17 protein-coding genes and 1 pseudogene are annotated in these 19,145 nt (G+C 59.4%); 3 read left to right on the top strand and 15 right to left on the bottom strand.

The window, feature by feature from the left end; translation table 11 throughout:
* The 3 genes from rpoD to rpsU form a co-directional block, all read right to left on the bottom strand.
* On the bottom strand, nucleotides 1–1,833 hold a 1,833-nt coding region (rpoD, locus tag FEM54_RS04915; protein WP_138449754.1), incomplete at its 3' end, for an RNA polymerase sigma factor RpoD.
* Between the two features lie 67 nt (nucleotides 1,834–1,900).
* On the bottom strand, nucleotides 1,901–3,871 hold the full coding sequence (gene dnaG, locus FEM54_RS04920; RefSeq protein ID WP_138449756.1) for a DNA primase: 1,971 nt from the start codon (nucleotides 3,869–3,871) through the stop codon (nucleotides 1,901–1,903).
* A gap of 452 nt (nucleotides 3,872–4,323) precedes the next feature.
* Nucleotides 4,324–4,539, bottom strand: coding sequence for a 30S ribosomal protein S21 (gene rpsU, locus FEM54_RS04925; protein ID WP_002551877.1), 216 nt, complete (start codon nucleotides 4,537–4,539; stop codon nucleotides 4,324–4,326).
* Between the two features lie 203 nt (nucleotides 4,540–4,742).
* Between rpsU and tsaD the strand changes: the two genes are divergently transcribed.
* Nucleotides 4,743–5,768, top strand: a complete 1,026-nt coding sequence (gene tsaD, locus FEM54_RS04930) for a tRNA (adenosine(37)-N6)-threonylcarbamoyltransferase complex transferase subunit TsaD (RefSeq protein WP_017138051.1) — start codon at nucleotides 4,743–4,745, stop codon at nucleotides 5,766–5,768.
* Nucleotides 5,769–5,802: 34 nt separating this feature from the next.
* Here tsaD and plsY read toward each other — a convergent pair whose 3' ends face one another.
* Nucleotides 5,803–6,372, bottom strand: coding sequence for a glycerol-3-phosphate 1-O-acyltransferase PlsY (plsY, locus tag FEM54_RS04935; RefSeq protein ID WP_056857845.1), 570 nt, complete (start codon nucleotides 6,370–6,372; stop codon nucleotides 5,803–5,805).
* Between the two features lie 73 nt (nucleotides 6,373–6,445).
* Between plsY and folB the strand changes: the two genes are divergently transcribed.
* On the top strand, nucleotides 6,446–6,799 hold the full coding sequence (gene folB, locus FEM54_RS04940) for a dihydroneopterin aldolase (protein ID WP_017138053.1): 354 nt from the start codon (nucleotides 6,446–6,448) through the stop codon (nucleotides 6,797–6,799).
* Complete coding sequence (gene folK / locus FEM54_RS04945; RefSeq protein WP_138449758.1) at nucleotides 6,790–7,308, top strand: 2-amino-4-hydroxy-6-hydroxymethyldihydropteridine diphosphokinase; 519 nt, start codon at nucleotides 6,790–6,792, stop codon at nucleotides 7,306–7,308. Before folB ends, folK begins: the two co-directional genes overlap by 10 nt.
* Nucleotides 7,309–7,488: 180 nt before the next feature.
* Here the strand turns inward: folK and FEM54_RS04955 are convergent, their stop codons facing one another.
* The 11 genes and pseudogenes from FEM54_RS04955 to FEM54_RS05005 all read right to left on the bottom strand — a co-directional run.
* Nucleotides 7,489–8,718 (bottom strand): multifunctional CCA addition/repair protein, encoded by a 1,230-nt coding sequence (locus FEM54_RS04955; RefSeq protein ID WP_138449759.1) that lies wholly within the window; start codon nucleotides 8,716–8,718, stop codon nucleotides 7,489–7,491.
* Between the two features lie 63 nt (nucleotides 8,719–8,781).
* On the bottom strand, nucleotides 8,782–10,347 hold the full coding sequence (locus FEM54_RS04960; protein ID WP_017138056.1) for a SpoVR family protein: 1,566 nt from the start codon (nucleotides 10,345–10,347) through the stop codon (nucleotides 8,782–8,784).
* The gene (locus tag FEM54_RS04965) at nucleotides 10,344–11,615 is read right to left on the bottom strand and encodes a YeaH/YhbH family protein (protein ID WP_138449761.1); all 1,272 of its coding nucleotides are present in this window, start codon (nucleotides 11,613–11,615) and stop codon (nucleotides 10,344–10,346) included. The genes FEM54_RS04960 and FEM54_RS04965 overlap by 4 nt, the downstream gene beginning before the upstream one ends.
* Before the next feature lie 113 nt (nucleotides 11,616–11,728).
* The gene (locus FEM54_RS04970; RefSeq protein ID WP_026013778.1) at nucleotides 11,729–13,651 is read right to left on the bottom strand and encodes a PrkA family serine protein kinase; all 1,923 of its coding nucleotides are present in this window, start codon (nucleotides 13,649–13,651) and stop codon (nucleotides 11,729–11,731) included.
* 285 nt (nucleotides 13,652–13,936) lie between these two features.
* Nucleotides 13,937–14,266, bottom strand: a complete 330-nt coding sequence (glpE, locus tag FEM54_RS04975; RefSeq protein ID WP_017138059.1) for a thiosulfate sulfurtransferase GlpE — start codon at nucleotides 14,264–14,266, stop codon at nucleotides 13,937–13,939.
* Between the two features lie 9 nt (nucleotides 14,267–14,275).
* Nucleotides 14,276–15,124: a symmetrical bis(5'-nucleosyl)-tetraphosphatase gene (locus tag FEM54_RS04980; protein ID WP_099550419.1), complete on the bottom strand. Its 849-nt coding sequence runs from the start codon at nucleotides 15,122–15,124 to the stop codon at nucleotides 14,276–14,278.
* A complete protein-coding gene (gene apaG / locus FEM54_RS04985) occupies nucleotides 15,124–15,504 on the bottom strand; it encodes a Co2+/Mg2+ efflux protein ApaG (RefSeq protein ID WP_017138061.1) in 381 nt (126 codons plus the stop codon). The genes FEM54_RS04980 and apaG overlap by 1 nt, the downstream gene beginning before the upstream one ends.
* Before the next feature lie 231 nt (nucleotides 15,505–15,735).
* Complete coding sequence (gene rsmA / locus FEM54_RS04990; RefSeq protein WP_056857851.1) at nucleotides 15,736–16,548, bottom strand: 16S rRNA (adenine(1518)-N(6)/adenine(1519)-N(6))-dimethyltransferase RsmA; 813 nt, start codon at nucleotides 16,546–16,548, stop codon at nucleotides 15,736–15,738.
* Nucleotides 16,545–17,534, bottom strand: coding sequence for a 4-hydroxythreonine-4-phosphate dehydrogenase PdxA (pdxA, locus tag FEM54_RS04995; protein WP_099550420.1), 990 nt, complete (start codon nucleotides 17,532–17,534; stop codon nucleotides 16,545–16,547). Before pdxA ends, rsmA begins: the two co-directional genes overlap by 4 nt.
* Nucleotides 17,531–18,871: a peptidylprolyl isomerase gene (locus tag FEM54_RS05000; protein WP_017138064.1), complete on the bottom strand. Its 1,341-nt coding sequence runs from the start codon at nucleotides 18,869–18,871 to the stop codon at nucleotides 17,531–17,533. The genes pdxA and FEM54_RS05000 overlap by 4 nt, the downstream gene beginning before the upstream one ends.
* Nucleotides 18,846–19,145, bottom strand: a pseudogene (locus tag FEM54_RS05005) (LPS-assembly protein LptD); the annotation flags it as partial. The gene FEM54_RS05000 and the pseudogene FEM54_RS05005, both read right to left, overlap by 26 nt.

The following is a 19,145-nucleotide window of genomic DNA, read 5'->3' on the forward strand; positions in this document are numbered from 1 at the left end:
GCGCAGATGCTCGCTTCGCGTCGGGTGGCGCAACTTGCGCAGTGCCTTGGCTTCGATCTGACGGATCCGCTCGCGGGTCACGTCAAACTGCTTACCGACTTCCTCAAGGGTGTGGTCGGTATTCATGTCGATGCCGAAACGCATGCGCAGTACCTTGGCTTCACGGGCAGTGAGGCCGGACAGTACGTCGCGAGTCGCTTCTTTAAGGCTCTCAACAGTGGCGACATCGATTGGCGACTGCATGGTCGAGTCTTCGATGAAGTCACCCAGGTGGGAGTCTTCGTCATCACCAATCGGCGTTTCCATGGAGATCGGCTCTTTAGCGATCTTCAATACCTTGCGGATTTTATCCTCAGGCATTTCCATGCGTTCGCCCAGCTCTTCCGGGGTCGGTTCGCGACCCATTTCCTGCAACATCTGCCGGGAAATACGGTTGAGCTTGTTGATCGTCTCGATCATATGCACCGGAATACGGATGGTGCGAGCCTGGTCGGCGATCGAGCGAGTGATCGCCTGACGGATCCACCAGGTGGCATAAGTCGAGAACTTGTAGCCGCGACGGTATTCGAACTTGTCCACCGCTTTCATCAAGCCGATGTTGCCTTCCTGGATCAGATCGAGGAATTGCAGACCACGGTTGGTGTACTTCTTGGCGATCGAGATCACCAGACGCAAGTTCGCTTCAACCATCTCTTTCTTCGCGCGGCGGGCCTTGGCCTCACCGATCGACATGCGACGGTTGATGTCTTTGATTTCAGCAATCGTCAGACCGGTTTCGGTCTCAAGCGCGGTCAGCTTCTGCTGGCAACGGATGATGTCCGGCTGCAGGCGACCAATGGCTTCGGCGTATTTCGCCTTGCCTTTGGCCAGTGCGTCGGTCCAGCTTTCGTCTACTTCGTTGCCCGGGAACTGGCGCAGGAAGTCAGCCCGCGGCATACGTGCATCACGTACACACAGCTGCATGATTGCGCGTTCTTGCGCACGCAGACGTTCAAGGGCGCTGCGAACACGCTCAACCAAGCCTTCGAATTGCTTCGGTACCAGCTTGATCGGCATGAACAGCTCAGCCAGGGCCACGAGCTCGGCAATCGCCAGCTTGTTGGAGCGACCGTGCTTTTTCAGGGCCTTGCGGGTGATTTCCATTTGATCGGAAACCGCACCGAAACGCTGGGCTGCGATGATCGGGTCCGGGCCGCTTTCAACTTCATCTTCGTCGTCGCTGCTGGCTTCAGCATCGTCGTCTTCGGTGTCGTCGTCAGCCTTCGCGGCTTTCGCATCGACGGGCGGCGGTACTTCGGCGGCAGGCGGCGCAATGCCGTCGTCCGGGTCGATGTAGCCGCTCAGAACGTCAGACAGGCGGCCACCTTCGGTGGTGACGCGAGTGTACTCGGAGAGAATGTGGTCAACCGTGCCAGGGAAGTGCGCGATTGCGCCCATCACTTCACGGATACCCTCTTCAATACGTTTGGCGATTTCGATTTCGCCTTCACGTGTCAGCAGCTCGACGGTACCCATTTCACGCATATACATGCGCACAGGGTCAGTCGTACGACCGATGTCGGTCTCCACCGCTGCCAGCGCAGCAGCCGCTTCTTCAGCAGCTGCCTCGTCGGTATCGGAGTCGGCCAACATAAGGGCGTCCGCATCCGGAGCACTCTCGTGTACGGGGATCCCCATGTCATTAATCATGCGGATGATGTCTTCCACCTGCTCAGGATCTGAAATATCCTCAGGCAGGTGATCGTTGACCTCTGCGTAAGTCAGATATTTCTGCTCACGACCAAGGGTGATCAACTCTTTAATACGAGACTGTTGTTGCGCTTTTCCGGACATAACACCCTATCCACTGAAGGTCTTGGCGGGCAAAAAACAAGCCGAGGATTATACCCGAGCTATGACCTCACACGCCAGCTGAGGTCGGGTTAGATGTACAAACATTCTGTTTTAAGAGGTCGCGCATCTGTTTTGCTATCTGAATTTGCTCTTCAGCCGACAATCCCGGCTGCCTTGCACGCTTGATCAGCTCATCCAGGGTCTGCGTGTGCTGACCTGCGGATAACCTAGTAATGGTGTCTAAAAACTGTTGTTCAAGGTTGTCGCCGTCAATTAGCCACTCCTTTTCCGCCAGTGCTTTAAGCAAGCGTCCTTGTTCGGTGCCGTGCCAACGAGCCATCAATTGAATTGAGTTTAGCTTAGGATTTTTCTGTACCGCCTCAATCAAGGCGATCAGTACCTGAGCATACGTGTTGCTCTCGTTGGCAAAGTGATCGGCGCTCTCAACTTTTTTTGCCAATTGCGGGTGGTGAATAAGTGTTCGCAGCGCAATGAGCGTTGGAGCTTCGACGGCGACAGGAGTTCGCGGCGCGTATGCCTCGTCGCGGTCACCGCGTTTGCCGTTCTTGTTCCAGGGTTTCTTGTCCCATTTTTTACCGCCGGCGCCGGGTTTCTTCGGTGTCCACTCCTGCTGGGGCGCATAGGCCTCCTGCGGTTGGTGGAAGTCGGAATAGTCCGGCATGGCGTCGTAATCCATGCCTGGGTCGTAGGCCGGTGGGGCTTCCTGCGGTGCGCTATGCACCAGCTGGCTGACGGCCTCGCCACTCAGGCCGGTGATTTCCAGCAGGCGCATGCGCATCAGTGACTTCAGGTTGGCGCCTGGCACTTTGTCGATCAGCGGCGCTGCGAGGGTGGCCATGTGGGCCTTGCCTTCGAGGGAGCGCGGGTCGGCTTCTTCGGTTAACTGCTGGAAGAAATAGTCCGCCAGCGGCTGTGCGTGTTGATTGATGCGGGCGCGGAAGGCGTCGGTGCCTTCGGAGCGCACCAGGGTGTCCGGGTCTTCGCCTTCGGGCAGGAACAGAAAGCGCGCGCGGCGCCCGTCCTGCAGGCTCGACAGCGTGGCTTCGAGCGCACGCCAGGCGGCGTTACGGCCGGCCTGGTCGCCGTCAAAACAGAACAGCACGCTGGGCACCACGCGAAAGAGGCGCTTCATGTGCTCTTCGCTGGTGGCGGTGCCCAGGGTAGCGACGGCATTGCGCAGGCCTTGCTGCGCCAGGGCAATGACGTCCATGTAGCCTTCCACCACGATGATTTCATCGAGGTTGCGATTGTTTTTGCGCGCTTCAAACAGGCCGTAGAGTTCCTGGCCCTTGTGAAATACCGGCGTTTCCGGGGAGTTCAGGTATTTAGGCTTGTCGTCCCCGAGCACCCGGCCACCAAAAGCGATGATGCGGCCACGGCTGTCGCGGATCGGAAACATCACGCGGTCGCGGAAGCGGTCATAGCGCTTGCCGGTCTCGGCGTTTTCCACGAGTAGACCGGCATCGATCATGGCCTTCTGCTGCAGCGTATCGCTGCTCAGATGCTTGTACAGGTTGTCCCAGCCCGGCGGGGCGAAGCCCAGGCCAAAATCCCGGGCGATCTCACCGGTGAGGCCGCGACCCTTGAGGTACTCGACGGCGGCCTTGCGCTGCGGATGGCTTTTAAGCGCCTGACGGTAGAAGTCGGCAGCGGCCGTCAGCAGCGGGTACAGCGGCGAATCAGTGGGTTGACGCGGTTTGTGCGAGCGGCCACCTTCTTCGCGGGGGATTTCCATGCCGGCGGCTTTGGCCAGTTCCTCGACAGCCTGGGGGAAGTCCAGGTTGTCGTGGTCCATGATAAAGCCGAGGGCATTGCCGCCCGCGCCGCAACCGAAGCAGTAGTAGAACTGCTTGTCGGGGCTGACGCTGAATGACGGGGTTTTTTCTTTGTGGAACGGGCAGCAGGCGGTGTAGTTCTTGCCGGCCTTCTTCATTTGCACGCGCGAGCTGACAACATCGACGATGTCGGTGCGGTTAAGAAGGTCGTCAATAAAACTCTGGGGAATCAGCCCGGCCATGGCGTTCTCGTCATCACTGCGTGTAAATGAGGGCCCGTGAAGTGATCAAGCGCACGTATCGAGTGCTCGAACATCTATCGTTTGCATGGGGAGTGTATCTGCCGAGCATTCACTGACGTTAGTTTGTATCAGTCTTCGGCTTGGAAATGTTGCCCTGACGTCCGGTGTTGGCCAATGGCAGCCTCGGAAAAGCCTTGATGGGCACAGCCGACACAGTCGATCGTCTGTTTGTAGAATCTGTGTTGCAAGAAAAAGGGGTGTGCTCGTCAGTAGCCTTGTTAGGCTCGTCAGAAGAGACGCGCACCGCTGGCAGAAGAGCCAGTCCTGACGTGTGAAGCAGTGTCTCGGTCGCGTGTGCGGCGTCGACGGTGAAGCATCAAGCGATATCCGCAAATGCCAACAGCCCGGCTGAGGGCCGGGCTTGGCAGAAGCTTGCTACGTAAGTCTGTGTATTAGTACAGACGAACGGCGCGGCGCTGTTCGCGCTGAACTTTCTTGGCGTGACGCTTAACAGCGGCTGCTGCTTTACGCTTACGCTCAGAAGTTGGCTTCTCATAAAATTCGCGGCTACGAACTTCAGCCAGAACACCGGCTTTTTCGCAGGAGCGCTTGAAACGACGCAGAGCTACGTCGAAGGGTTCGTTCTCTTTTACTTTGACGGCTGGCATCCAGAGCTACCTTCTTTCATTACCGGGAATAAACGTTCTCGTCGCAAAAAATTCGCGGCTGAGGTCGTCGGTTTTTAAGGGTTGCGGATGTTAACCCCTCATTGACCGGAATGCAAAGCCTCTGATCGAAAACCGCTAGTCGGGAGGGGGAGTGGCGACTATTATGCGCGCCTTCGAATTCAGCCTCTACAAGGCGCAAACCCATGCTAGTACTGGGACTTGAAACCTCCTGCGACGAAACCGGTGTCGCACTTTACGACAGTGAACGCGGGCTTTTGGCCGATGCACTGTTCAGTCAGATCGACCTGCACCGCGCCTATGGCGGGGTGGTGCCGGAGCTGGCCAGCCGAGATCACGTCAAGCGCATGCTGCCCTTGATTCGCCAGGTGTTGGACGAGGCCGGCTGCGTGCCGACCGAGATCGACGCGATCGCCTATACCGCAGGCCCAGGATTGGTTGGAGCCCTTCTGGTTGGGGCCTCTTGCGCCCAGGCGCTGGCATTTGCCTGGGGTATTCCAGCCCTCGGCGTGCACCATATGGAAGGCCATTTACTGGCACCGATGCTGGAAAAAACACCACCGCAGTTCCCGTTCGTCGCTTTGTTGGTTTCCGGTGGCCACACGCAGTTGGTTCAGGTGGATGGAATCGGCCAATACACGCTTTTGGGTGAGTCGCTGGACGACGCCGCCGGCGAAGCTTTCGACAAAACCGCGAAGATGATGGGCCTCAATTATCCCGGTGGCCCGGAAATCGCGCGGCTGGCCGAAAAAGGTGTGCCGGGCCGCTACACCTTCCCGCGCCCGATGTGCGACCGCCCAGGCCTGATGTTCAGTTTCAGCGGCTTGAAAACCTCCGCACTGAACACCTGGCAGCAAAGCGTCAGCGCCGGGGACGACAGTGAACAAGCCCGTTGCGACATCGCGCTGGCGTTCCAGCAGGCCGTGGTGGAGACTTTGACCATCAAGTGCAAGCGCGCCCTGAAACAGGCGGGCATGCAGCGTCTGGTGATCGCAGGCGGCGTCAGCGCCAACAAGGCGCTGCGTACCTCGCTGGAAAAAATGCTCGGCGACATGAAGGGTGACGTGTTCTACGCGCGCCCTGAGTTTTGCACCGACAACGGCGCAATGATTGCCTACGCCGGTTGCCAGCGCTTGCAGGCCGGGCAGCACGAAAGCCTGGCGATCAGCGTGCAGGCACGCTGGCCGATGGAGCAGCTTTCACCGCTTTAAGTGGCTTGGCTTGCGCGGGGCTCATCAACGGTATTTAAAAATGCCGTTCGCGCCCGGCAAACAGGTCGCGTAAATTGCCGCGGTGGCGCCACACGATCAGCAGTGTCAGTACGCTCATCGGCAGCAACGCCGCCGGTGCCTGCCAGGCGAGCAGCGGCAGGGTGAGTGGCGTGGCGATCAGTGCGGCCAGCGAGCTGGTGCGGGTCAGGTAGAACGTCAGCAGCCAGGCCAGCACGGCCAGCAGCGCTGCCGGAGGGTAAACCCCCAGCAGCATGCCGGCCGCGGTCGCGACGCCTTTGCCGCCGCGAAAACGGAAGTACAGCGGAAACAGATGGCCCAGGACGGCGCACACGCCCACCCAGGCCTGCTGTTGCAAGGTAAGACCGGCGAAGCTGGCGATCAGTACGGGCAACAAGCCCTTGCAGAGGTCACCCAGCAGCGTCAGTACGGCGAGTTTCTTGCCGGCCAGGCGCAACATATTGGTGGCGCCGGCATTGCCTGAGCCACTCATTCGCGGGTCGGGATTTCCCGTCAGGCGGCTGAGCAAAATGGCGAAGGACAGCGAGCCGAGCAGGTAGGCGAGAATCGCCAGTAACCAAAACATGCTAACTATTCCGGGCGAGGACGCCCTGATTCTAACCGGGGCAATGCGCCCTTGTCGTGCTGCGGAGAAGAGCTTGGACAGAGTGTTTATCGAAGGCCTGGAAGTCGACACCGTAATCGGGGCCTACGACTGGGAGCGCGGCATCAAGCAATGCCTGCGCCTGGACCTTAGCTTCGCCTGGGACAATCGCCCGGCGGCTGCCGGTGACGACCTGACCCTGGCGCTGGATTACGCCAGTGTGTCCACGCGTATCCAGGCCTTTGCCGAGCAATCCCAATACCAGTTGGTGGAAACCTTTGCCGAGCGGTTGGCCGAAGTGCTGATGAACGAATTCCAGATTCCCTGGCTGCACCTCAAATTGACCAAGCCCGGCGCCGTACCGGCTGCCAAAGGCGTGGGCGTGGAGATCGAGCGCGGATGTCGCTAACTCAGGTTTACCTTGGCCTTGGCAGCAATATCGAGCGCGAGCCGCACCTGTGTGCCGGCTTGGACGCGTTGGCGAGTTTCTTGACCGATGTACGCTGCTCCGCGGTGTTTGAAAGCCAGCCGGTGGGCATCAAGAGCGGGCCATTCTTCAACCTTGTTGTGTCGGCGTATACCGACCTGCCGTTGATGGAGCTGGATCGTCGGTTGAAATTCATCGAGGCTGACAATGGTCGTTATGCCCCGGACCGCAAAGGGCTGCCGTTGGATATCGACGTGCTGCTGTACGGTGACCTGGTGGGGAATTTCGATGGTTTGATCCTGCCCCGCGCAGAGATCCTGAAGAATGCTTTTGTGCTGTGGCCGTTGTCGTTGATGGCGCCCGATCGTGTCCACCCTGAAGTCGATAAGACCATGGCCGAGTTATGGCGCGATGCGCAGATCGACCAGGTGCTGGCGCCAGTTGCGTTTGAATGGCGGGGCCAGCAGTTGACCCCGGCGGATCTACTGTAGCCGCCGATGCGCCTGGCTTGACCGGATTCAACTGTGGGAGCGGGCTTGCCCGCGAAAGCGGTGGGTCAGTCAGCATCAATGTTTACTGTGCCGACGTCTTCGCGGGCAAGCCCGCTTCCACACGTTTTGCGCTTAACTGAATGGCATTGATGCAAACCCGTCTGCCACAAAGAGTAACGACTACAGGTTGTATTGCTCTTTGTAGGCCTTGAGCACCTTAAGCCGCTCACGCTTGAGCGCCTCGCCCAGCTCCGGGCCTTTGAAACCTTTCTCCAGCAAGGGCGCCACCGGTACTTCGCGGGCGGCCTTGGCTGCGCCGCGTAAATAATCCGCCTGTGGATAACTTCTCTGCTCCAGGCCCTTGCGGCCCCGGGCGTCCATTTCGCAACTCACCACAAACTCTTCAAAGCGCTGCGGCCGGCGATACACGTCAAAACTTTGCAGCAACTCCAGCAGCGTCGAGGCTTTCAGCTCCAGCGCACGGTGGCCGTGGGTGTGGTATTGGCCGACCAGCAGGGCCAGTTCCTGGCAATCCTTCGGCACCTTGAAGCGTTCATTGACCGCCTTGATCAGCTTCAAGCCCGTGTGTTCGTGGGCAATATGCTGCGGCAACTTATCCACAGGCGTCAGGCCTTTGCCCAGGTCGTGCAGCAGGCAGGCCCAGCGCACGGTCAGCGGCTGCTGATGCAAGGCGGCTTGCTCGAGCACGCTAAGGGTATGGATGCCGGTGTCGATTTCCGGGTGATGGGCCTCGGGTTGTGGCACGCCAAACAGTGCATTCACTTCGGGCATCAGGGTTTTCAGCGCGTTGCAGTCGCGCAGTACCTGAATAAACACCTGCGGCTGATCCTCCATCAGCGCCCTGGAAATTTCTTTCCAACTGCGCTCCGGGGTCAAGGCTTGCAGTTCGCCGGACTCGCTGAGTTGGCGCATCAGTTCCAGGGTTTGCGGGGCGACGGTAAAACTCAAGTGAGCGTAACGCGCAGCAAAGCGTGCAACACGCAGCACTCGCAGGGGATCTTCGGCGAACGCGGGAGAAACGTGACGCAGAATCCGTGCTTTAAGATCGCTCTGGCCGCCATAGGGATCGGTCAGGTTGCCGTCATCATCCTCGGCCATGGCGTTGATGGTCAGGTCACGGCGAATCAGGTCTTCTTCCAGCGTGACCTCGGGGCTTGCGTGAAACACAAAGCCGCCATAACCCCGGCCACTCTTGCGTTCGGTGCGGGCGAGGGCGTATTCGTCGCCGTTCTTTGGGTCCAGGAATACCGGGAAGTCAGCACCGACTGGCTTGTAGCCTTTAGCGAGCATTTCTTCAGTGGTCGCACCGACCACGACGCGGTCGATATCGGTGACCTTGAGGCCGAGCAGGCGATCACGCACCGCACCGCCGACTGTGTAGATTTTCATGAAAAAGCCTCCATTAGCGGCACAGGATACCGCCTGAGCCGGACCAATGGAGGCTTTGCTGTTTCAGAGATGTACGACGGCCAGGTCCAGGCGGCCGTAGTCGTTATCGTTGTGGTCGGTGCGTGGCGGCACGTGGTGGGTTTTCATCACCTGATCGCCCTGCAGGGTTTCCAGGTGAATGTCGAAGCCCCACAGCCGGTGCAGGTGTTTGAGCACTTCCTCGGTGGACTCGCCCAAAGGTTTGCGGTCGTGCTGCTGGTGACGCAAGGTCAGCGAACGGTCGCCGCGCACATCAATGCTGTAGATCTGCACGTTTGGCTCACGGTTGCCCAGGTTGTACTGCGCTGCCAGGGTTTCACGGATGGTGCGGTAGCCGGGCTCATCGTGGATGGCAGGCACCACCAGATCATCCTTGAGGTCGTCATCGAGAATGCTGAACAGCTTCAGGTCGCGAATCACCTGAGGTGACAGGTACTGCAGGATGAAACTCTCATCCTTGAAGCTGCTCATGGCGAACTTGATGGTCGACAACCAGTCGCTGCCGGCGATTTCCGGGAACCAGCGGCGGTCTTCTTCGGTGGGGTGTTCACACATGCGCCGGATGTCGCGGTACATGGCAAAGCCCAGCGCGTAGGGGTTGATGCCGCTGTAATACGGGCTGTCAAAACCGGGCTGGAACACCACGCTGGTATGGGAGGTGAGGAACTCCATCATGAAACCGTCGGTGACCAGGCCTTCGTCGTACAGGTCATTCATCAAGGTGTAGTGCCAGAACGTTGCCCAGCCTTCGTTCATCACCTGGGTTTGGCGCTGTGGATAAAAATACTGGGCGATCTTGCGCACAATGCGCACGATTTCTCGCTGCCACGGCTCCAGCAACGGCGCGTGTTTTTCCAGGAAATACAGGATGTTTTCCTGAGGTTCGGCGGGGAAGCGAGCATTGTCCTTGTCGCTGTTTTTGCCGGCCTTTTTAGGAATCGTGCGCCACAGGTCGTTGATCTGCTTTTGCAGGTGCTCCTCACGCTCCTTCTGGCGCAGGCGTTCTTCCTCGGCGGAAATCGGATACGGGCGTTTGTAACGGTCGACGCCGTAGTTCATCAGCGCGTGGCAAGAGTCGAGCAAGTCCTCTACCGCATCGATGCCATGGCGTTCCTCGCATTGCATGATGTACTGCTTGGCGAACACCAGGTAATCGATGATCGAGCTGGCATCGGTCCAGGTGCGGAACAGGTAGTTGCCCTTGAAAAAACTGTTATGCCCGTAGCACGCGTGGGCCACCACCAGCGCCTGCATGCAGATGGTGTTTTCTTCCATCAGGTAGGCGATGCACGGGTCGGAGTTGATCACGATCTCGTAGGCCAGGCCCATCTGCCCACGGGTGTAGGACTTCTCGGTGCTGAGGAAGTGTTTGCCATAGGACCAATGGTGGTAGCCCAAGGGCATGCCGACCGAGGCGTAGGCATCCATCATCTGCTCGGCGGTGATCACTTCGATCTGGTTGGGGTAAGTGTCCAGGGCATAACCCGCCGCGATGCGGCTGATTTCCCGGTCATAGGCCTGGATCAGTTCAAAGGTCCACTCGGAGCCGGTGGAAATGGGTTGGCGCTTATGCTCTTTTTTGGCGGTCATGTCACTAACCTGCGCTGGAAGAGTTCACGGAAGACCGGGTAGATATCGCCGGCCGAGACCAGTTGCTGCTGGGCGAACGTATCGGCAAAGGCTTCGCCGATGCGCTCGTATTCGAACCACAGTGCCTGGTGCTCACGAGGGGTAATTTCAACGTAGGTGTAGTACTGCACGAACGGCATGATCTGGTTGATCAGGATATCGCGGCAGATCGGCGAGTCATCGTTCCAGTTATCGCCGTCGGAGGCTTGCGCGGCGTAGATGTTCCACTCATTGGCAGGGTAGCGCTCGGCCATGATCTCCTGCATCAGCTTCAAGGCGCTGGACACAATGGTGCCGCCGGTTTCCCGCGAGTAGAAGAACTCTTCTTCGTTCACTTCCCGGGCGCTGGTGTGATGGCGGATGAACACCACGTCGATCTTGTCGTAGTTACGCTTCAGGAACAGGTACAGCAGGATGAAAAAGCGCTTGGCAATGTCCTTGGTGGCCTGGGTCATGGAGCCGGACACGTCCATCAGGCAGAACATCACCGCCTTGGAGCTGGGGTTGGGTTGCTTGACCAGCAAGTTGTATTTCAGGTCGAAGGTGTCGAGAAACGGCACGCGGTGAATGCGCGCGCTGAGTTTCTCGATTTCCGCCTCGATTTGCTGGATATCGCCGAAGTTATCCGGTTCTTCGCGCTTTAAACGCGCCAGTTCTTCCTTGGCTTCCTTCAGTTTGGCGCGGCTGCTACCGGACAAGGCGATACGCCGTGCATGGGCCGAGCGCAGCGTGCGAATGATATTGATGCGGGACGGGTTGCCCTCGTTACTAATCCCTGCGCGCACGGTCTTGAAGGTGTCGGTGCCGGTCAGGTTGCGTTTGACCAGGTTGGGCAATTCCAGGTCTTCAAACATGAATTCCAGGAATTCTTCCTGGGTGATCTGGAACACGAACTCGTCCATGCCCTCGCCGGAATTGCCGGCTTTGCCGGGGCCTTTACCGCCACCACCGCCTTGGGGGCGCTGGATATGCTCGCCGGTGGTGAATTCCTTGTTGCCGGGGTGCACGACGGTCTGTTTGCCGCCCCGGCCGTGGTGCAGCACCGGTTCGTCGATGTCGCGTCCAGGAATGCTGATTTGCTCGCCATGCTCCATGTCAGTAATGGAGCGGCGGCTGACGGCCTCTTCAACGGCCTTTTTAATGTGGTCACGGTAACGCCGCAGGAAACGCTGACGGTTTACCGTGCTCTTGTTCTTGCCATTGAGGCGTCGGTCGATCACATAGCTCATGGGGAGCCCTCCGGGCAGCTTCACGTTACAAGCTTCAAGCCGCGAGCTGGAAGCTTAGAGACAAGCGGTCGGCTGCCGGGCCAGAAGCCCGGCAGCACGCGCCTGTCGCTGCCTTACTGTGATTTACGCACCCGCAGGTACCACTCGGAAAGCAGGCGTACCTGTTTGTCGGTGTAGCCGCGTTCGACCATGCGCGTAACAAAGTCGTTGTGTTTTTGCTGGTCCTCCTTGCTGGCCTTGGCGTTGAAGCTGATAACCGGCAGCAGGTCCTCGGTGTTGGAGAACATTTTTTTCTCGATGACCACCCGCAGCTTCTCGTAGCTGAGCCAGGTAGGGTTCTTGCCGTTGTTGTTGGCACGGGCGCGCAGCACGAAGTTGACGATTTCGTTGCGGAAATCCTTCGGATTGCTGATGCCGGCCGGTTTTTCGATCTTCTCCAGTTCCTCGTTGAGGGCCACGCGGTTGAGGATCTCGCCGGTTTCCGGGTCGCGGTATTCCTGGTCCTGAATCCAGAAGTCGGCGTACAGCACGTAGCGGTCAAAGATGTTCTGGCCGTACTCGCTGTAGGACTCCAGGTATGCAGTCTGGATTTCCTTGCCGATGAACTCGATGTAGCGCGGCGCCAGGTATTCCTTGAGGAAGCGCAGGTAGCGTTCGCGGGTTTCGGCCTGGAATTGCTCCTGTTCGATCTGCTGTTCCAGCACATAGAGCAGATGCACCGGGTTGGCGGCGATCTCGTGCGGGTCGAAGTTAAAGACCTTGGAGAGGATCTTGAACGCGAAACGGGTGGAAAGGCCGTTCATGCCCTCATCCACGCCCGCCGTGTCGCGATATTCCTGGATCGACTTGGCTTTGGGGTCGGTGTCCTTGAGGTTTTCGCCGTCGTACACGCGCATTTTCGAGTAGATGTTCGAGTTTTCCGGCTCCTTGAGGCGCGAGAGCACGGTGAATTGCGCAAGCATCTTCAGGGTGTCAGGCGCGCAATGCGCCTTGGCCAGGGAGCTGTTGAACAGCAGCTTGTCGTAAATCTTGATTTCATCACTGACCCGCAGGCAGTACGGCACCTTGACGATGTAGATCCGGTCGATGAAGGCTTCGTTGTTCTTGTTGTTGCGGAAGGTATGCCATTCCGATTCGTTGGAGTGAGCCAGCAGGATCCCGGTGAACGGAATCGCGCCCAGGCCTTCGGTACTGTTGTAGTTGCCTTCCTGGGTGGCGGTAAGCAGTGGGTGCAGCACCTTGATCGGCGCTTTGAACATTTCCACGAACTCCATCAGGCCCTGGTTGGCCCGGCACAGTGCGCCCGAGTAGCTGTAGGCGTCGGCGTCGTTCTGTGGGAATTCCTCGAGTTTGCGGATATCGACCTTGCCCACCAGCGCCGAGATGTCCTGGTTGTTCTCGTCACCTGGCTCGGTCTTGGCCACGCCGATCTGGTTGAGGATCGACGGGTAGAGTTTCACCACGCGGAACTGGCTGATGTCGCCGCCAAACTCCGACAGCCGTTTGGTGGCCCACGGCGACATGATGGTATTGAGGTAGCGGCGTGGGATGCCGAAGTCTTCTTCGAGGATCGCGCCATCTTCCGTGGCGTTGAACAACCCCAAAGGCGACTCGAACACCGGCGAGCCCTTGATGGCGTAGAAGGGCACCTTCTCGATCAGTTGTTTGAGCTTTTCCGCCAGGGACGACTTACCGCCGCCGACCGGGCCGAGCAGGTAGAGGATCTGTTTCTTCTCTTCCAGGCCTTGGGCGGCGTGGCGGAAGTAGGAGACGATCTGGTCGATGCATTCTTCCATGCCGTGGAAGTCTTCAAAGGCCGGGTAGCGCCGGATCACCTTGTTGGAGAATATTCGCGACAGGCGCGAATTGTTCGAGGTGTCTACCAGCTCCGGCTCACCAATCGCCAGCAGCAGGCGTTCGGCGGCAGATGCGTAGGTGCTGCGGTCCTTTTTGCACAGCTCGAGATACTCCTGCAGGGTGAGTTCTTCCTGCTGGGTGGACTCGAAGCGTTGTTGGAAGTGGCTAAAGATACTCATGACGTCGTCACCTCGCTCGATACGTGGAGCCGACGCCGGATCAATCAGTCGATGCTGGCAGCCATTGGCGATCGCCACTGGCTGTTTTCCCCCCAGAACACCCTGAAACGCTACCGATGACCCGCACGCCGGTGTACCGGCTCTCCCCTGATTCGGATGGCCTGCGCTTAAGGATAGTTCGGAATCCGGGAGGTCAAGGCGCGATGCGCAATTAGTTTGGCTGCGCCGTTCGTCAGAAACGGCGCAAGCCCAAGCGTCACGCGGGGTGGCGGGGTGTGAAAAAAATTATTGCGAATTGTCGGAGGCAATTTCTGCAGGATAGGTCGTACGCCACAGCTCGAAGCCACCGTCCAGGCTATAGACGTCGGAGAAGCCCTGGCTGATCAGATAGGCCGCTGCGCTCTGGCTGGAATTGCCGTGGTAGCAGGCCACGATCACCGGTGCATCGAGGTCGGCGGCACGGATGAAGTCTTGGATGTTGTGGTTGTCCAGATGCTGCGCGCCGCTGATGTGGCCTGCTGCATAGGTCGGCTGGTCGCGGATGTCGACCACCACGGCGCCTTGCTCGCGCAGGGCCTGGGCTTGTTCGGGAGGGATACGTTTGAATTCGCTCATGGCGGGCTCCTAGGGCTTGGCGCCCGGCAGTGTTACAGAAGGGGGAGGTTCACACTGGCAGCTCAGGCGCTCGCCGGTGTCGATGTTCATCAGGGTCATGGCGCCGCCCCACACGCAACCGGTGTCGAGGGCGAACACGCCAGGTTCTTCGCATTTGCCTTCCAGGGCCGCCCAGTGACCGAAGATGATCTTCATGTCACGGGTCTTGCGTTCCTTGTGGGCAAACCATGGCTTATAACCGGGCAGCGCAGTGTCGGCGCCTTCCTTGCTCTTGAGGTCCAGCTTGCCTTCGGCGGTGCAGAAGCGCATGCGTGTGAAGTAGTTGGTGATCACGCGCAGGCGGGCCACGCCGGTGAGGTCATTGTCCCACTTGACCGGCTCGTTGCCGTACATGCCGTCGAGGTAGGCGGTGTACAGGTTGTCATCGGCCAGGGCGCTTTCGACTTCGGCGGCGCCCTTGAGGGCTTTCTTCAGCGTCCATTGGGGCGGGATGCCGGCATGCACCAAGGCCATGTTGCGGCCTTCGTCGTAATGCATGAGCTTTTGGCGGCGCAGCCAGTCCAGTAATTCAGTCCTGTCCGGCGCTTCCAGGATCTCGCGCAGGGTGTCGCCTTTTTTCAGGCGTTCGATGTTATTGCCGGCCGCCAGCAGGTGCAGGTCATGGTTGCCCAGCACGCACACCAATGAATCGCGCATCTTATAAAGAAAGCGCAGGGTCTCCAGGGACTCGGGGCCGCGATTGACCAGGTCGCCGACCAGCCACAAGCGGTCGCTCGCCGGGTTGAAGGCTACGCGCTCCAGCAGGCATTTGAGGGGTTCCAGGCAGCCTTGCAGGTCACCGACTGCGTACGTCGTCATCAGTGCAGGGCTCCGGGCACTGCGAGGCGAAACGGCGCGATGATGGCGTCGAACAGTTTTCCGTCGGTGGCTTTCATCTGATACGAGCCCTGCATGGTGCCGACTTTGGAGGTCATCACCGTGCCGCTGCTGTAAGTATGGCTGGCGCCGATGTCGATCAACGGCTGCTGGCCAACCACGCCGGCACCACGCACTTCCTCGACCTGGCCGTCGCCATCGGTAATTACCCAGTGGCGCGACAGCAGTTTGGCCGGCACCTGCCCGTTGTTCTTCACCGTGATGGTGTAGGCGAAGGCATAACGGTCGTGTTCAGGTTGCGATTGGTCCGCGAGGAAGCGGGTGACGACGCTGACGTCGATCTGGTAGCGAGGATCGGACATGCAAGAGGCCTTAAGAGCAAAAGCGGAGGACAGCAGATGCGGATCAGTCTAGGCCATGAGCGGGGCACTAGGCCAGACATGTGTCGGGCAGGCGGCAAGCGCTATCGGTATAACGCGGAGCAACTGTGGGGGCGGGCTTACTCGCGAATGCAGTGTGTCAGTCACTGAATGTGTCACTGATGCACCGCCATCGCGGGCAAGCCCGCTCCCACAGTTGTATCGAGTTACAGCTTATTCCACGGTCGGCGCAGGCTGGATCGCAAGCTGATCAGCCAGACGCACAAACGCGGCCAGGTCCAGTTGCTCGGGGCGCAGGCCACCGTCGACACCGGCTGCTTCGATCTCGGCGTTGCTCAGCAGCGCCTTGAGCGTGTTGCGCAGGGTCTTGCGGCGTTGGTTGAACGCTTCACGTACCACGCGCTCCAGCAACTTGTGGTCCTTGGCCGGATGCGGCAGCACCGCGTGCGGCACCAGGCGCACGATGGCCGAGTCGACCTTCGGCGGCGGGTTGAAGGCGCCAGGGCCGACGTTGAACAGGTGCTCTACGCGGCAATGGTACTGAACCATGATCGACAGACGGCCCCAATCACCACCGCCTGGGCCTGCGGCCAAACGCTCAACCACTTCTTTTTGCAGCATGAAGTGCATGTCGCGGATGATCCCGGCATTGTTCAGCAGGTGAAAAATCAGCGGCGTAGAGATGTTGTACGGCAGGTTGCCGACCACCCGCAGGCTGTTGGGCGCGGCGTTGAGGCTGTTGAAGTCAAACTTCAGCGCATCGCCCTGGTGCAGGTTGAAGTTGGGCATACCGGCGAATTGCTGGTTGAGGATCGGGATCAGGTCCTTGTCCAACTCCACCACGTCCAACTGGCCGCCACTGTTGAGCAGGCCTTGGGTCAATGCGCCCTGGCCCGGGCCGATTTCCAGCAAGCGGTCTTCTGGCTTGGCATGGATGGAACGCAGAATACGGTCGATCACGCCAGCGTCGTGCAGGAAGTTTTGCCCGAAGCGCTTGCGCGCCCGGTGTTGGTAATGCTCAGTCATATACGGGTCTCGGCCATCTGATAGGCGGTTTCCAGGGCCACGTGCAGGCTGCCGGTATCGATCTTGCCGCTGCCCGCCAGGTCCAGGGCAGTGCCATGGTCGACGGAGGTGCGGATGATCGGCAGGCCCAGTGTCACGTTGACTGCGGCGCCGAAGCCTTTGTACTTCAGCACGGGCAGCCCTTGGTCGTGGTACATCGCCAGCACTGCGTCGCAGTGCTCCAGATATTTGGGGGTAAACAGAGTGTCTGCAGGCAATGGGCCGCGCAGGTCCATGCCTTCTTGGCGCAGACGCTCTAATGTCGGTTCAATGATGTCGATTTCTTCATGGCCCAAATGACCGCCTTCACCGGCATGCGGGTTGAGCCCACAAACCAGGATGCGTGGTTGGGCAATGCCGAATTTCTGTTGCAGGTCGGCGTGCAGGATGCGTGTAACGCGCTCCACGCGCTCGGCAGTGATGGCGTCGGCGATATCGCGCAACGGCAAGTGCGTGGTCACCAGCGCTACCCGAAGGCCGCGAGTGGCCAGCATCATCACCACTTGTTCGGTATGGGTCAGTTCGGCGAGGAATTCGGTATGGCCGGAAAAGGCAATGCCGGACTCGTTGATCACGCCCTTGTGCACCGGGGCGGTGATCATACCGGCGAAGTCGCCGTCGATGCAGCCTTGGCCTGCGCGTGTCAGGGTTTCCAGCACAAACGCGGCATTGGCCTTGTTCAGTCGCCCGGCAACCACCTTGGCTGCCAGCGGGGTGTCCCACACATACAGGCTACCGGCCGGGGCGGGTAGGTCGGGCCAGTTGCCCGGCGCCACGTCCAGCAAGGTGACAGCCACACCCAGCTGCGCGGCCCGCTCAAGGAGCAGGTCGCGACTGGTAATGGCAATCAGGGGGTGTGGCTGAGGGTGCGAGGCGAGCAGCAGGCACAGGTCTGGACCAATGCCGGCCGGCTCGCCGGGTGTTACCGCGAAACGCTGGGGTTTCACTGTGCTGCCTGGTCGGTGCCTGTTTGCTCGGCGCCTGGCAGCTTGTTCTCTACGTAGGCTTCGTCACGGATCTGACGCAACCAGGTTTGCAGCTCTTCGTCGTACTTGCGGTTACGCAGCACGGTCAGGGCTTGTTGTTCGCGGGCCTGGGTGGTGTTGTCGGTGGCGCGGCGGCCAAGGACTTCCAGGACGTGCCAGCCATATTGGGTCTTGAACGGCTTGGACAGAACGCCTTGCGGGGTCTTGGCCATGACGTCCTGGAACTCCGGCACCAGCGCTTTCGGGTCGATCCAGTTCAGGTCGCCACCGTTGAGGGCGGAACCCGGGTCTTCCGAGAAGCTCTTGGCCAGGGTGGCGAAGTCTTCACCGCCTTCGATGCGGTCATAGATCTTCTGGGCCAGCTCCTTGGTTTGCGCCTCGGTACGGATTTCGCTTGGTTTGACCAGGATGTGACGAACATGCACTTCGTCTTTCAGCGAGGTCTCGCCGCCGCGTTTGCCGAGCAACTTGAGGATGATGAAGCCGCCTGGCGTACGCGCTGGCTGGGTGATTTCACCCACATTCATGGCGCTCAGCTCACGGTCGAACGGAGGTGGCAGTTGCGCGGCTTTACGCCAGCCCATGTCACCGCCGTCCAGGGCGTTGTCGCTGCCGGACATGGCAATGGCCGTCTGGGCAAAGTCAGCACCGGCTTTCAGGCGATCATAGATAGCCTGGGTTTTCGCCGCAGCGGCATTGAGCTGCTCGGAGCTGGCGCTGTCTGGGGTTGGAACCAGGATATTGGCCAGGTGCAGTTCTTCGGAGAGCTGCATCTTGCCGAGGTCCGAGGCCAGGAAGTTCTTCACTTCCTGCTCAGACACCTGAACGCGCTCCGCTACACGGCGCTGACGCACACGGCTGATGATCATTTCACGCTTGATCTGGTCACGGGCGTCTTCATAAGACAAACCATCGTGGGCCAGGGCAGCCTTGAACTGGTCAATGCTCATGTTATTGCGCTGAGCGATGGTGCCGACGGCCTGGTTCAGTTCTTCGTCCGAAATACGGATGCCGGAGCGCTCGCCGATCTGCAGTTGCAGGTTTTCGACGATCAGGCGCTCAAGTACCTGTGGGTCCAGCACGCTGGTAGGCGGTACGCCGCCGCCACGCTTGGCGATGGTTTGCTGAACTTCCTTGACCCGTTGGTCGAGTTGGCTCTGCATGATCACGTCGTTATCGACGATGGCCACTACCTTGTCCAGCTGTTGAACCGCAGCGTGTGCCGATGCGGCCCCCAGGAACAGCGCGCCCAGCACTAGCGGGCGCAAGCAATCAGAAAGCTTGGTCTTCACGTTCACGATAACCTTCAATGCCTTTGTCGAGGAAGCTCTCTACCTTGGCGCCGGTCAGGCCGCCGAGTCCTTTGAGGACGATCTGGAAGAAGAGCCCGTGGTCACCCTTTTCGTTAAGCGGGGCGATCTGGCTGTATTCGTCGTTGGAAACCCAGTAACGGTTGATGACGCGCAGTTTCCAGCAGCAGTTGTCGTACTCGAAACCACCGAAGGCTTCCAGGGTACGGTTGCGGGCATAGTCATACTGCCAGCGGGTGATCAGGTTCCACTGCGGACTGAT

The sequence above is a fragment of the Pseudomonas edaphica genome (genome assembly GCF_005863185.1).
Lineage (GTDB): Bacteria > Pseudomonadota > Gammaproteobacteria > Pseudomonadales > Pseudomonadaceae > Aquipseudomonas > Aquipseudomonas edaphica.